A 13,243-nucleotide genomic window follows, 5' to 3' on the forward strand; every position below is an offset into this window, starting at 1 on the left:
AAAAATTCGGTCGCCAATATCAATAACGAATCGCCGAGGTTTCTATGATGTGTAAAAAATTTCTATCCGGTGCTGTCCTGGCGCTGGCTTCAACTGTATTGTCGTCTCATGCTGCTGCCATCACGATCCAGGAAAATGATCCGGGATTTTGCAGTTATGACGGTGTTATCAGCACGGCGCACAGCGGTTACACCGGGGCGGGTTATGTCGATATCCACAATGCCGGCGGGCAGGGGATCAGCTATCAAATTAACGTAGCGACGGCGGGAAGTTATAACGTCAGTTTTCGTTATGCGAACCGGGGGTCAACCAGTGCGGCTTTGGTGGTGAATGGTTCTTCCGGCAGCCTGTCATTTCCGCGCACGGCATCTTTATCATCCTGGAATACGGTCACCAAAACCGTGAATTTAGTCGCCGGTGTTAACCAGCTCAGGTTGCGCGCAACCGGCTCACAGGAAATCGCCAATATTGATTTTATGGCAGTGGATGGCGGTGCTGTGAGCGGTGCTTGCGGCAGTGCCAGCTCGTCGGTCGGTGTCTCATCATCAAGCTCGTCCGTCACAGTGCAATCGTCGAGTCATATTGCCAGCCTGTCGAGCAGCAGCTCTGCCGGTACTGTAGTGAGCTCGTCGGTTTCCTCCAGTCTTTTTTCATCAACGCCTTCTTCATCAAGCCGATCCTCTTCCAGTGTTCCTGTCAGTGAAGTGCCGGATTTTTCCATGACCGGTTTTGCGGCGGTCTCTGCCCTGGGGGTGCCGACAACAACCGGTGGCGCCGGTGGTGAGGTTGTTAGAGTCACCACCTTCGAGCAGTTGCAGCACTATGTCACTGCCAGTGCGCCCTATGTCATCCAGGTGGAGGGCAGCATCCAGCCGCCTGCCGGTTATGTGAAATTTAATGTGACCTCTAACAAAACCATTGTGGGGGTGGGCAGTAATGCAACGCTAAGACAAATTGGTTTTCGGGTGGGTGGCAGCATTGGTTGCTCGGATGCCTATAACGCCAATACGGCCTATGTTTCCAACGTGATTATTCGCAACCTGACGTTCCGCGATGTGTATGACGCCGGTTCAAATCCCGATGCGGATGCGGTGACTGTTGAGTGTTTTTCACATCATGTCTGGGTGGATCACAATACCTTTATTTACAGCGCACCCAACTCCACGTTGATGGGTCGAATTGATGGCGCGGTTGATGTGAAACGCGGCGGCGATTGGGTAACGGTTTCCTGGAACCATTTTTATCAATACAACAAGACCATGTTGCTAGGCCATGTGGACAGCAATGCGCTCCAGGACTCCGGGCGTTTGCACGTCACCTATCATCACAATTATTTTGAAAATACCCATCAGCGCCATCCGCGTGTGCGCTTTGGCAAGGCGCATATCTTTAATAATTATTTCTTTAACGACAAAACCGGGCCCAATCGCCAGATCTCCTATATTGCCCTGGCGGGGCCTGAGTCTGAGCTTTACCTGGAGGCCAACCATATCTGGGTCGACAGTGGTGAGCTGTATGTTGTGAGTGAAGACAGTGATCGCAATGCCCGGGTGATTTTTACCCATGACAATATCGTGAGATTGGTTAATCCCAATGCCGAATGGCTGTTACAGGTGAATAACAGCCAGGCGTTTGAGCCGAGGGATTTCTACCCATACAGCATTAACAGCGCGTCGGTGTTGCCAACCCTGGTTCCCGCCTATGCCGGGGCAGGTAAGCTGGCTATTGTGAATGACTGATATAGGTAACGCCTGACAGAGATATCCATTGCGCCGACGTGAGTCGGCGTAATGGTAAATGGGGATGGGGTGAGTGCCCCAGGTGCTGCGCGTGAGGTACTACTCGGTGTCTGCCAGGTTTTCCAGGTTAATACGCCCCAAATTTCCCTCTATCCATTCCACCAGGCTGCGCACCTTTTCGCCGATTTCCTGCCCCAGCGGGGTCAGGGTGTATTCCACATGGGGGGGAACTACCGGCAGGGCGTGGCGCGCGACAAAACCATCGCCTTCCAGTAATTGCAGGGTCTGCGCCAGCATGCGCTCGCTGACGCCGCCGATCTTGCGGCGCAGCTCGCTAAAGCGGTGGGTACCGTCGAGCAGTGCAACCAGCACCAGGACACCCCAGCGGCTGGTGACGTGGTTGAGGATCAGGCGCGACGGACATTGATGGGCAAATACATTGCCCTGTTCCAGCATCTCCGCGATGGTCATTCCGGCCTGTGCCAGCTCTTCCGGGGCGGGAATGGGCGTTTGTGCGACAATTTTCATACTTACCTTTTTGTTCGTACTTACTATTTGTTAGTGATGTTGCTATTCTGCCTCCACAGGTTGCAACCCTCAAGTCTATTTTTACTGTCACTGCTTATTTTGTTGAGGTATGTATGATTGCGATTACCGGTGCCACCGGCCAGCTTGGCCGTCTTGTGATTGATGCGTTGTTAAACAAGGTTCCCGCCAGCCAGCTGGTCGGCCTGGTGCGCAACCCGGCGAAAGGGGCAGATTTGCGTGCACGCGGCGTCAGCCTGCGCCAGGCGGACTACACCCGGCCAGAAGAGCTGGCCGATGCGATGCAGGGCGTGGAAAAGTTACTGTTGATCAGCAGCAGTGAGGTGGGGCAGCGCCTGGAGCAACACCGCAACCTGGTTGAGGCGGCGAAAAAGGCCGGCGTCAAGTTTATCGCCTATACCAGCCTGCTGCACACGGATACCGGTACCATGGCCCTGTCGGTGGAGCATAACGCTACCGAGGAATTGATTCGTGCATCCGGTATCCCCTGGGCGTTTTTGCGCAATGGCTGGTACACCGAAAACTATGCCGCCAGTATTCCCAGTGCCCTGCAATTTGGTGCATTGCTGGGCAGTGCCGGCAACGGGCGTATTTCCTCCGCGGCGCGTGTGGACTATGCCGCTGCGGCAGTAGAAGTGCTCACCCGTCCGGACCAGGCTGGAAAAATCTATGAACTGGCGGGCGATGAGTCTTACTCGTTGGCCGAGTTTGCGGCGGAGTTGTCCCGCCAAACCGGTAAGGTGATCAGCTACCAAAACCTGCCCGAAGCGGAATTCCGCAAGATCCTGGTGGGGGCCGGTTTACCGGACGGGCTGGCAGACCTGCTCGCCTCATCCGATGCCAGTGCTGCCCAAGGTGCCTTGTTCGACGATAGCCGCCAGCTCAGCCAATTGATTGGCCGTTCCACTACACCCTTGGCAGAGGTAATTCGCCAGACTCTTATACGAGGCGAACATCAGGCACAAGGGGGACATAATGCCGCGCATTGATTTTGTAGCGGATATCAATTGCCCCTGGTGCACACTGGGCTTTATTGCGCTGGATTCTGCCCTGGCCCGCCTGGGGCAGGACCCCGCGCAACTGGTAGAAATCCAGCCGTTTGAACTCAACCCACAGTTGGGCGCGGACGGCGTTAACCTGGTGGAGTATCTCAGTAAACGCCATGGTATGGGGTTAGCGCAAATCGAGGACATCCACCAGCGCCTGCGCCAGTTGGGTGAAGGCTTGGGTTTTCACTTTGCCGAGCGCGAGCGTTTGTGGAATAGCTTTGATTCACAGCGCCTGCTGCATTGGGCCGCAGTGGAGTGCCCGGCAGGCAGCCAGTATGCGCTCTATCGTGCGCTGATCCAGGCCTACCAGGGGCAGGCGCGCAATACCAGCGATCATGTTGTGTTGGTGGAGTTGGTCAAATCCATTGGTTTGGATAGCGATCGCGCTGCCGAGGTGTTGGCGGGCGATGAGTTTGCGCACGAGGTTCGTCAGCGCCAACAACAGTGGCAGCAGGCCGGTATTAACGCGGTGCCCAGTACGGTGATTAATCACCAGCAATTGCTGCAAGGGGCACAACCTGTGGCGGTGTTTGAAAAGGCCCTGCAGGATTTATTGCATGCCTAAACGGCAGGGCACCGTCATCAGTCCAGGCGGTGCCCTGCGTTTTGGTGATTGTCCATGTGGCGATTGCTAGGGGCGACAGCTTGCCTCCAAATGTTCCAGCATCAACGGATAGACATCCGTGGCGGCCCTGTCACCAAAAATACAATCGATATGGGCATAGCCCGGAATTTCCTCGCGCCGGTATTGGTGGTTGCCAAAACGTTGGCACAGTTTGTCGTAGGTGAGCCGGGTACTTTCCGGCAGGTAGCATGCGTTATCGGCACCGGAAATAAACAGGATGGGCAGGTTCAAGCGATCCAGGTGCGGTAGATAACTGTCATCGCCCTTGGCATTTACCAATTTCCCCGCGCGACAAATCGCGGCTAAGTGCTCCAGGGTTTCGATATTGGCTTCGGCAAATAATTCATCCAGGTGGGTATGCAGTAGATCGTTCAGGCGATCGTGTTGGTAGAGCGAGCCATACATAAACGTAATGCGGTGGCAGGAGTCGTTATTGCAGCGTCCCTGGGCTTCGGCCAGGGCATAGATATCAAGGGCTTTGTCGTAGAGTTTGGTGAGCAGTGAGCCGCCATCCTCGGGCAGGCGTGCTGTTAGCGAATCGACACCCAGGCGCTTGAGGAAGCTGGGAATGTGCAAGCCGGTTTTGATGGCTGTCGCCGTAGGTACAACCACATCGGCAGCAATCTGTGAGCTGACAATAGAGCGCACACCTTGCAGTCCGGCCAGCATCGACATAAAAAAGGTAGTCGAGCCATAACAATGCACCAATGCCTGCACACTGGCAGCACCGGTAACCTCACGAATTTTGGCAACTGCGGCGGGGTGATCAAAGCGGGCGACCTGGTCGCCATTGCACGCCAACCTGGCTGTCGGCAATAAAATACTGACGCGATAATCAAACAGCCACACATCGTATTCATGCGCAACCAGGAATTCCACCAGGTTGGTCTCAATCATATCGGTGGAAAAAATACTCGATGCCACACCCAGGCCATGTACCAACAGCACAGGGCCTTTGGTGCCGCCGCTATAGCGCGTCAGGCTCAAGTCGAGGCCATCTTCCGTCTTGACCGGATAGATCTCCGGTGCCGGGGCGCGCAACGGGCGCTTTTTGCGCGGAGGTAATTGCTGGTTGTCGGCTTTGTAAAACACACCACCGTAGGTTTCATACAATACCCCGGCAAAAAAACGCCCGAAGCGTGCGGTGTGGCGCAATTGCTCCAGCTTGTCATTTACCCGGGTAATTTTCAGGGTGGTCAATTGCCGTAAAAAATCAGCGGCGCGAATATGCAATACCGCTTTGGCAACCAGGGTGCCGGTTGTGTCCTGGCCGCGATAGATGTTGGCATAGAGCGTGGTGGTATCTGTCCACAACTCGAATAATTGCGCATCGTTTTTAATCAGTTTGAATCCATCAAAAAAATACTCGCTGCCATCGATAGCGTGCAGGCGCATGCGATAGCGCATCTGGCGTGTATCCGGCGGGCTGGGCAGGCGTTCAAATAATGAAAACTCACCGTCGGTAATGGTCAGTGGTGCGGCGGAAAGCGATTTGGCTTCCAGGGTTCCGCTGATGCGCGCCGGGTGATTGGGCAGCGCCAGCATCTGTTCCAGGTCATCGCTGTATACGGTCAGGGCAAAGGCGATGTCCTCGCGCTTTGCCTTACCTTGCTGTTCGGCGGCCAGGAAGCGAGGCAGTTCATCCCCTGCATCGACACCCAGCGCCAGGTGGCCGCGCATTACCTCCGTAAAGCGAATGCCGGGCTTGGTTGATGGATGCTCGCGCCTGGGTGCGGAGGGCAACTGGTAATTAATATTCCAACCGTAATCCTTGGCGATTAAAGCACAGCAGCGTTCGCTGATGGCACAAATGGTCAGTAAGGGATTCACCGCCAGCGAGGTGGGAATTACGGAGCCATCGGTGACGTACAGGCCCTTATGCACTTCGTTACCCGAACCACTGAATACCTGACCCTTGTGGTTGACTGCGCCTTCGCTGCCATTGTCTCCCAGGCAACAGCCACCCAAGGGGTGAACTGTTACCAGGCTATTGCGCAGCAGCGGAGACCAGAGCGGGTTTTTCACATAAGTACCACCCAGTGCACTGGTGGCTTTGACCAAATTGTGGTGTGCAGCGTGAAAGTTGTCCTGCTCGCCCAGACCCGGCCAATCAATGTGCAGGCGGTCATTCACCAGGCGCAGTTGGCCCTGGCCATCGTCGTGGCTCATCACCAGATAGGTTTGGGTATTGTTCACCGCGCCCTGGTAAGGGCCGCGAATGGAACTTTCCAGTACACGCACATACTCGCGCAAATTATCCAGGATGCCGTCATCGGTATCCTGGCCGATTAACTTGGCCGCTGTCGCCAGGGCTCCAGGTAACAGGGAGCCCATCGCACCGGGAAGACTGCCCTCTTCGATCACCATTTTTTGTGAGCGTATGGGGGCATCGCGCAAATCAATCATGCCGCTGATGCAGGGGCCGACGGGGGGCTGTTGACCGGTTTTGCGCGTACCAAAACCAATGCCGTTAATAGGTTGGTCGCAGTTATAGCCAAAGCCCAGCACATCACCGTTGCCGGTAAAACCATGGCCCAGGCGATCGGAAACCGGTAAACCCTGTGCACGGCTGCGCAGCAGGATTTCATTGGTGCCCAGGGTGCCGGCAGCGACTATGACAATATCGGCCTCTACAAATAACAGGGGGGCATCAAATTTTTCGCGGCCCACACCTACCTGTTGGTAATGTATGCGCCACTGCTGTTGCTGTTTTTCTACATAGCGGACGCTGGCCAGGCAAAAGATATCGGCACCATGGTTCCAGGCATCCGGTAAATAATTCATCTGCGTGGTATTTTTTGCGCTGTGATTACAGCCAGAGACACAATCGCCACACAGGGTGCAGGCTTTTTGTTCCACTCCAACATGGTTTAAGCCGCCCTCCGGTGTTGTGAAGGTAACGTTAACCGGTGGGCGGGAAAATTTGGCGCCCATCTTCATCGCAGAGGTTTGGTGCGCCTGGAGTTTGTTGAGTGACGGTTGGGTATCGGGATAGCTCACCGGTTTGAGCATTTCCCGGGCGCGCGCAAAGCCGGTGATCAATTCCGGGTCGTTGCGTATCGCGGCGGGCCATGCCGGACTGTCCAGCACATCGCGGGTAGGCTCCAGGGATACATTGGCATTAATCAGTGACGTGCCCCCCAAACCGCAACCCACCACCACGTTCTGTTGTTTTTCCACATGGATATCGAACAATGCCGTTGCCGAACCCAGGTGTTTGTCCGGTAAATGAAACTGCACTTCCTCACTGGCTTCCGCGAGTGTGTCGGGAAACTCCCCCGGTAATATTTCCCGACCCCGCTCCAGCAGGCAGACAGATTTGCCTGCCCTGGCCAGGCGCGATGCGGCAATCGCGCCACCATAGCCCGAACCTATCACAACAATGTCATAGTGTTTTTTAATCAGGGAAAGATCAGAGGATATAGGTTTCATATAAAAGTCCGTTTAACGCCGAAAAGGTTTGTAAGAAGCTTTATCAAGGAGCCAGATTCAGTGTAGATCGAATTGCCCTGTTAGCCTGGTTAAATCCAGCGCGGGGGTTAAGCGTTTTTCTCTGTGGTAACAAACAAGGTAAACAAACACAGAGCGCTGATAAACGATATCACCAGGTAGGCCATGACACGAAACTCATCCATCAACGGGTACTGTTCAAACCAGGTATCGGGATCTGCCAGTTGAAGCACTAACAATGCCAGCGCAATATTTAGTAGGAAGACAAGCGGGACAGCAATCCAAAAAGCAACACGCAACCGAAAAGTCACGGAGTGCCCTGTCTCCTCATCTGTGAGTGGGGATGTTCGATGATCTTTTTTGTTCACCGTCAGAAATGTACCCAAGACAACCGCCGCCAGGGCAACGCTGACCCCCGCGGCGATAATCAAGCTATGGATGTCGTATTTCATCGCCACTATGGCCGGTAGTGTTACTGCTAAAAACAGCGGTGCATCTCGCTTAAACAGCGCAACACAGAGTAGTACAACGGATACCAGCCATAACCAGGCATAGGGTGTGGAAAAATCCAGCATGGTTTTACCTTTGAAAATTGTTATTGTTAATATTCCAATAGGGTCGTTGCTGATTGTGAACAGAGAACATCCTAATGGCAAGTGAGGCTGGCGCCCTAATCTAGGTGCTTCTCAATAGGATAAAGTCAGGAGAGCTTTTGAATCCAGACACCTCATCAGCAAGGTGCTCATGACCATATCCATCTCCCATGTTGTCCATACGATCTGCGGCTGAAGAGAGAAATTGTGCAATAAGCCTTAATTCCTTTGGTGTGGCAACCAGGCTAACTTCCGTTAATGCTATCGGGCCATCTTCTGGAGATTGTGCTTGTTTGTCGTATCCGTAAAGCTCCATTTTATGGTCTCAATGTTTTTGTGATAGGGGAGAATAATTGGAAAGCGCTTAAAATGCTTTTCATACTTCTCTGGGTTTAGTTTTTTGAATCTCTTTGTTTTGCCATTCCCCATAATTGAATAACTATACCAATATAAGCAATGGTCATAATACTGTGGATTATGGGCTTTTCCCAAAACGTACCGAGGAAAAGGGATATGATGGGTATCACGGCGAAGACTAATGCTATTGCTCGCAAACCAAAGGGGGAAATAAAGTCGGTTCCTCCTCTGGGAGGTACAAATAATAAACGGAATGATAAATAAAATGTCCATAGACTCCCAGCTAAAAATATACTGCCAATAGCAATTGTTAAAAAACTGGGTGGAATATTAGGCACAAATAAAAGGGTTGAAGAACCAATAACACATACAAGAGTAACCGGCAAAAGAATTATTCCCAAAGGGAAAGTCACCCATCTAGGTAGAGGTTTTGATTCTAATTGGCTGTGGTTTTCCATTTTTTATTTCCTTTCATCACGGCGCACAGTGATCTAATTGTAATTTTTTATGCTTTCTCACTTCCGATGCCTGAATATATAAGCAAGGCTGAACCTTTTTTAGTGCATGTGGATACATCTCAGTAAATAGATGCTGGTGTTGCTTTACATCACTACCCAACCGCTTTCTGCAATTTCCGCGCTGCAACTCCGTGCCGGTGCATGATCTCTGCGAGGTCGGTGTTGACCAGTTGTCCGGCTTTTACTTTCCATTCGCCGCCGACCATTACATAGTCGGCTTTATGGGCACCGCAGAGGACCAGGGCACCTATCGGGTCGCCGTGGCCGGAGAAGCGTGGTTCGTTGAGGTTGAAGAGCGCGAGGTCGGCTTGTTTGCCGATGTCCAGGCTGCCGAGTTCGGGGCGGTGCAAGAGTGCGGCGCTGCCGCTGGTGGCGAGGTGCAGGGCGTGTTCGTGGGTGAAGTTGGCGGAGCCGTAGTGGAGCTTTTGCAGGAGCATAGCCTGGCGCACTTCCTGGATCATATTGGAACCGTCGTTGGAGGCGGAGCCGTCCACACCCAGGCCGACAGCAGCACCGGCACGGGTTAAATCGCGTGTGCGACAGATACCGGAAGCGAGCAGCATGTTGGAGCTGGGGCAGTGGCAGACGCCGACGCAGGCGTGACCCAGGCGGCTGATTTCGTCGTCGTTAAAGTGAATGCCGTGGGCGAGCCAGACGCGATTGCTTAGCCAGCCGGTGTCTTCCAGGTAATCGACCGGGCGCATACCAAACCGGTCGAGGCAGAATTGATTTTCATCCTGGGTTTCACCCAGGTGGGTGTGCAGCAATACATTGTGTTGCTGCGCCAGTGTGGCGGTTTCGCGCATTAACTCCTGCGTCACCGAAAAAGGCGAGCAGGGCGCCAGGGCGATTTGGCAAAACGCGTCTTCGGCCGGGTTATGGTATTGGCGAATTAAACGCTCGCTTTCGCGCACAATGGTTGCATCACTTTCAACGACCGAGTCGGGCGGCAAACCACCTTTTGATTGCCCAAGGCTCATGGAGCCGCGCGTCAAGGTAACGCGGTTGCCAATGGTTTTGGCCGCGGCGACCTGCGCATCTATGGCGTGGGGCATGATGCTGCTGAACACATAGTGGTGATCGGCGGCGGTGGTGCAGCCGGACAAGAGTAATTCGGCCAGGGCCAATTGAGTGGAGGCGTAGATGGCCTCATCATCCAGGTTGGCCCACACCGGGTAGAGCGCTTGCAGCCAGGGAAATAATTCGCGGTTGAGTGCGGCGGGCAGGGCGCGGGTGAGGGTTTGGTAAAAGTGGTGATGGCAATTGATCAAACCGGGTAATAGCACATGGTTGGCGGCATCGAAGGTTTGATCATACGCCGTGTGCGGTGTGTGGCCTGCGGGCACCAGCTCAATGATTTTATGGCCCTGGATAACCAGGCCATTGCTGGCATCCAGGGCATTGCCTGTCCAGCAGGCGAGGGGATTTTTGATCCAGAGGGTGTTGTGGTGCGCGTCGGCCGGTGAACTCATGGGAGGGCTTCTGCTTCGGGTAATGGACTGGGTTGTCGGGTTCGCACAGGGGGAACCAGTCCGCAGCCGGTGAGGATCATGTGACTTAAAAAGTTGGAAATATCTTCGATCATATCCGGCTCGTATTCGGCTCGGTTCATGATGGTGAGCACCTGCACATCGAAGTCGGCGTAGTGTTGGGTGGATGACCAGATCAGGAAGATCAGTTGCACCGGGTCGACCTTGGCCATGCGCCCCTGCTCAATCCAGGTTTCAATCACCTTGCCCTTGGTGCGCACCCACTGGCGCATTTGCGTGCGAATATAATCTTTCAGATGCGGTGCGCCCTGGATCATTTCCATGGCGAATAATTTGGAGGCGCGCGGGTGGGTGTAGGACAGCTCGACTTTTTTGCGGATGAAATTATCCAGGGCGCACGCCGGGTCATCATCTTCGGTGATGTTGTCGAAAAAATCGTTCCATAACTGGATCAGGTTATCCAGCACGGCAATGTATAAATTGGTTTTGCTTTTAAAGTAGTAGTGCACATTGGCCTTGGGAATGCCGGCGCGATCGGCAATATTCTGGATGCTGGTACCGCGGTAGCCGTTTTGTACAAATTCCTCTTCGGCCGCATTGAGGATATTGGTGAGGTTGCGGTCGCGAATTTTGCCCGGTTTGTATTTTCCCGTGGGCGTTTCCGTGGGATTAAAGTCAGATACGGTGTCGAGAAGCTTAGCCATTGTTATTGTGTCTCTTGTGTTGTGTGTACGAATCCTGTCTGTTCATGTGTTGTCTACCCGCTGTGCAGTCAGTGGCAACCCTGCAGGGTTGCCTGGTATGCAACATCAATGGAGAGCGTATCGGCGCCATAATGACCCGCGTAAAACATCACTTGGGTATTTTGCCGTCGATGCCTTTGACATACCAATCCTGCTTGTGCAGGGCTTCATCGTCGAGTGCCTTGCCCTGCTCGACTTTGAGTGTGCCGGCCTGGTCGTAGATCGGCCCCTGGTATACATCGCGGCTGCCATTGATGATTTCCATTTTATACTGCTCGACCTTGGCGACAACCTCTTTAGGCACAACCTCGTTCATGGGCGACAGGCCCACCACACCTTCTTTCAAACCATGCCAGATGGCTTCCGGCTGCCAGGTGCCGTCGATCACTTGCTGGATCTTGGTGCGATAAATACTTTCCCAGTGCTGGGTGGAGGCGGTGAGATGGGTTTTGGGGCCATAGTTGCGCATATCTGAATTGAATCCCACGGAATAGATAGCGCGTGCCTCGGCGGCCTGGATCACGGCGGCCGAATCGGTGTGCATGGTTAACACATCGGCACCCTGCAGAATCAGGCTTTCCGCTGCTTCGCGCTCTTTGGCCGGATCGTGCCAGGTGTTGACCCACACCACTTTCATGGTGACATCCGGATTCATTTGCTGGGCGCCAAGCATGAATGAGTTGATACCGCGGATTACTTCCGGGATGGGGAAGGCACCGACATAACCGATCACCCCTTTTTGGCTCATGGCCCCGGCCACCATGCCGGCCAGGTAGCGGCCCTGGTAATCGCGCGCCTGGTAGTTGCCCATGTTGGGCGCGGTTTTGTAGCCGGTGGCGTGCTCGAATTTCACCTTGGGATACATCTTGGCCACTTTGAGCGTGGGGTTCATGTAACCAAAGGAGGTGGTAAAGATCAGGTCGTAACCGCGCGAGGCCATGTTGCGGATTACGCGCTCGGCATCGGCACCCTCGGCCACGCTTTCCACATAGGTGGTTTCTATCTTGTCAGCGAATTCCTGCTGCACGATTTTGCGCGCTTCGTCGTGCTGGTAGGTCCAGCCGGCATCGCCAATCGGGCTGACGTACACAAAGCCCACCTTTAACGGGGCGGCGAAGGCGCCGCTGGTCCAACTCAACAGGGCTGCTGCCAGGGGAAGGAGTACACGCAATGTCATGGGGAGTTCCTCGGGTTACAGGGGGGTTATTTGGAGGGGTGAAAGGGGTGGCCCAGGGAGCGCGGCGCAAACAGCCCCTGGTTTTTTTGGCGATACATCATGAGTACCAGCACCAGGATGGTGACTATGTAGGGCAGCATGGCCAGCAGGTTGGGGGAGATTTCGTAGCCATAACCCTGCAACAGCAGGTGCAGGATGCTGGCAAAGCCAAACAGCCAGGCGCCGAGCAGGATCCGCTCGCTGCGCCAGCTGGCAAACACCACCAGCGCCAGGGCGATCCAGCCGCGCCCGGCGGCTATGCCTTCTGACCACATAGGCGTGTAGGCCAGCGACAGGTAGGCCCCGGCCAAACCGGCCATGGCGCCGCCGAACATCACCGCCAGGTAGCGCACCCGCAGTACCTTGTAACCCAGGGCATGGGCCACCTCCGGGTTTTCCCCCACGGCGCGAATCACCAGGCCCAGGCGGGTGTAGCGCATCACTCCCCACACCAGGGCAAAGAGCACAAACGACAGGTAGACCAGGGCATCCTGGGCGAAAAAGGCCTTGCCCAGCAGGGGAATGCCACTTAACAGCGGGATGGCGACCGGGGCCAGGCCGGTAATCGACTGGCCCACATAACCGGCGCCGAGGAAGGCCGACAGGCCGGTGCCAAAAATAGTGAGCGCCAGGCCGGTGGCCACCTGGTTGGACATCAGGCTCAGGGCGATGAAGGCAAAGATCAGCGAGACTGCCATACCGGCAGCCGCTCCGGCCAGGATGCCCAGGCCCAGGCTGCCGGCGCCATAAGCGGCCATAAAGGCGCAGGCGGCACCTACCAGGATCATGCCCTCCTGGCCCAGGTTGAGCACCCCGGAGCGCTCCGACATCATGGCGCCCAGGGCTACCAGCAACAGCGGAGTACCGGTGCGCACCGTGGCAAACAAAATATTTTCAATCAGGTTGATATCCATGGA

12 protein-coding genes are annotated in these 13,243 nt (G+C 54.7%); 3 read left to right on the top strand and 9 right to left on the bottom strand.

What is annotated here, in order from left to right; translation table 11 throughout:
* Positions 1-44 precede the first annotated feature (44 nt).
* Positions 45-1,739, top strand: coding sequence for a pectate lyase family protein (locus tag CJA_RS18530; protein WP_012486213.1), 1,695 nt, complete (start codon positions 45-47; stop codon positions 1,737-1,739).
* A gap of 99 nt (positions 1,740-1,838) precedes the next feature.
* On the opposite strand, the gene CJA_RS02615 is transcribed toward CJA_RS18530, so the two are convergent.
* Positions 1,839-2,267, bottom strand: coding sequence for a winged helix-turn-helix transcriptional regulator (locus tag CJA_RS02615; protein WP_012486214.1), 429 nt, complete (start codon positions 2,265-2,267; stop codon positions 1,839-1,841).
* A gap of 113 nt (positions 2,268-2,380) precedes the next feature.
* On the opposite strand from CJA_RS02615, the gene CJA_RS02620 reads away from it, so the two are divergent.
* Both CJA_RS02620 and CJA_RS02625 read left to right on the top strand, forming a co-directional pair.
* Positions 2,381-3,274, top strand: coding sequence for an SDR family oxidoreductase (locus CJA_RS02620; RefSeq protein WP_049765388.1), 894 nt, complete (start codon positions 2,381-2,383; stop codon positions 3,272-3,274).
* Positions 3,261-3,899, top strand: coding sequence for a DsbA family oxidoreductase (locus tag CJA_RS02625; RefSeq protein WP_012486216.1), 639 nt, complete (start codon positions 3,261-3,263; stop codon positions 3,897-3,899). Before CJA_RS02620 ends, CJA_RS02625 begins: the two co-directional genes overlap by 14 nt.
* A 66-nt stretch (positions 3,900-3,965) precedes the next feature.
* Here CJA_RS02625 and CJA_RS02630 read toward each other — a convergent pair whose 3' ends face one another.
* From CJA_RS02630 to CJA_RS02660, 8 genes are all read right to left on the bottom strand, one after another.
* A complete protein-coding gene (locus CJA_RS02630) occupies positions 3,966-7,391 on the bottom strand; it encodes a GMC oxidoreductase (protein WP_012486217.1) in 3,426 nt (1,141 codons plus the stop codon).
* Between the two features lie 107 nt (positions 7,392-7,498).
* Positions 7,499-7,984: a hypothetical protein gene (locus CJA_RS02635; protein ID WP_012486218.1), complete on the bottom strand. Its 486-nt coding sequence runs from the start codon at positions 7,982-7,984 to the stop codon at positions 7,499-7,501.
* Positions 7,985-8,084: 100 nt separating this feature from the next.
* Complete coding sequence (locus CJA_RS02640; RefSeq protein ID WP_041550968.1) at positions 8,085-8,318, bottom strand: Imm32 family immunity protein; 234 nt, start codon at positions 8,316-8,318, stop codon at positions 8,085-8,087.
* A 76-nt stretch (positions 8,319-8,394) separates the two neighbouring features.
* Positions 8,395-8,817, bottom strand: coding sequence for a hypothetical protein (locus CJA_RS19275; protein ID WP_148208787.1), 423 nt, complete (start codon positions 8,815-8,817; stop codon positions 8,395-8,397).
* A gap of 152 nt (positions 8,818-8,969) precedes the next feature.
* Positions 8,970-10,349 carry an 8-oxoguanine deaminase gene (locus CJA_RS02645; protein ID WP_012486220.1) on the bottom strand — a complete coding sequence of 460 codons (1,380 nt, stop codon included), beginning with the start codon at positions 10,347-10,349 and terminating at the stop codon, positions 8,970-8,972.
* The gene (locus CJA_RS02650; RefSeq protein ID WP_012486221.1) at positions 10,346-11,071 is read right to left on the bottom strand and encodes a TetR/AcrR family transcriptional regulator; all 726 of its coding nucleotides are present in this window, start codon (positions 11,069-11,071) and stop codon (positions 10,346-10,348) included. The genes CJA_RS02645 and CJA_RS02650 overlap by 4 nt, the downstream gene beginning before the upstream one ends.
* 148 nt (positions 11,072-11,219) lie before the next feature.
* Positions 11,220-12,287, bottom strand: a complete 1,068-nt coding sequence (locus CJA_RS02655; RefSeq protein ID WP_012486222.1) for a BMP family ABC transporter substrate-binding protein — start codon at positions 12,285-12,287, stop codon at positions 11,220-11,222.
* 26 nt (positions 12,288-12,313) lie between these two features.
* The gene (locus CJA_RS02660; RefSeq protein ID WP_012486223.1) at positions 12,314-13,240 is read right to left on the bottom strand and encodes an ABC transporter permease; all 927 of its coding nucleotides are present in this window, start codon (positions 13,238-13,240) and stop codon (positions 12,314-12,316) included.
* Between the last annotated feature and the right edge of the window lie 3 nt (positions 13,241-13,243).

Origin of the sequence: Cellvibrio japonicus Ueda107 (assembly GCF_000019225.1) — a bacterium.
GTDB lineage: Bacteria > Pseudomonadota > Gammaproteobacteria > Pseudomonadales > Cellvibrionaceae > Cellvibrio > Cellvibrio japonicus.

What these genes read in the sequence shown, in the direction of transcription:
- CJA_RS02620 (WP_049765388.1), top strand. Translation starts at nt 2,381, where the DNA reads ATGATTGCGATTACCGGTGCCACCGGCCAGCTTGGCCGTCTTGTGATT.
- CJA_RS02660 (WP_012486223.1), bottom strand. Translation starts at nt 13,240, where the DNA reads ATGGATATCAACCTGATTGAAAATATTTTGTTTGCCACGGTGCGCACC.
- CJA_RS19275 (WP_148208787.1), bottom strand. Translation starts at nt 8,817, where the DNA reads ATGGAAAACCACAGCCAATTAGAATCAAAACCTCTACCTAGATGGGTG.
- CJA_RS02615 (WP_012486214.1), bottom strand. Translation starts at nt 2,267, where the DNA reads ATGAAAATTGTCGCACAAACGCCCATTCCCGCCCCGGAAGAGCTGGCA.
- CJA_RS02630 (WP_012486217.1), bottom strand. Translation starts at nt 7,391, where the DNA reads ATGAAACCTATATCCTCTGATCTTTCCCTGATTAAAAAACACTATGAC.
- CJA_RS02640 (WP_041550968.1), bottom strand. Translation starts at nt 8,318, where the DNA reads ATGGAGCTTTACGGATACGACAAACAAGCACAATCTCCAGAAGATGGC.
- CJA_RS18530 (WP_012486213.1), top strand. Translation starts at nt 45, where the DNA reads ATGATGTGTAAAAAATTTCTATCCGGTGCTGTCCTGGCGCTGGCTTCA.
- CJA_RS02625 (WP_012486216.1), top strand. Translation starts at nt 3,261, where the DNA reads ATGCCGCGCATTGATTTTGTAGCGGATATCAATTGCCCCTGGTGCACA.
- CJA_RS02655 (WP_012486222.1), bottom strand. Translation starts at nt 12,287, where the DNA reads ATGACATTGCGTGTACTCCTTCCCCTGGCAGCAGCCCTGTTGAGTTGG.
- CJA_RS02635 (WP_012486218.1), bottom strand. Translation starts at nt 7,984, where the DNA reads ATGCTGGATTTTTCCACACCCTATGCCTGGTTATGGCTGGTATCCGTT.
- CJA_RS02645 (WP_012486220.1), bottom strand. Translation starts at nt 10,349, where the DNA reads ATGAGTTCACCGGCCGACGCGCACCACAACACCCTCTGGATCAAAAAT.
- CJA_RS02650 (WP_012486221.1), bottom strand. Translation starts at nt 11,071, where the DNA reads ATGGCTAAGCTTCTCGACACCGTATCTGACTTTAATCCCACGGAAACG.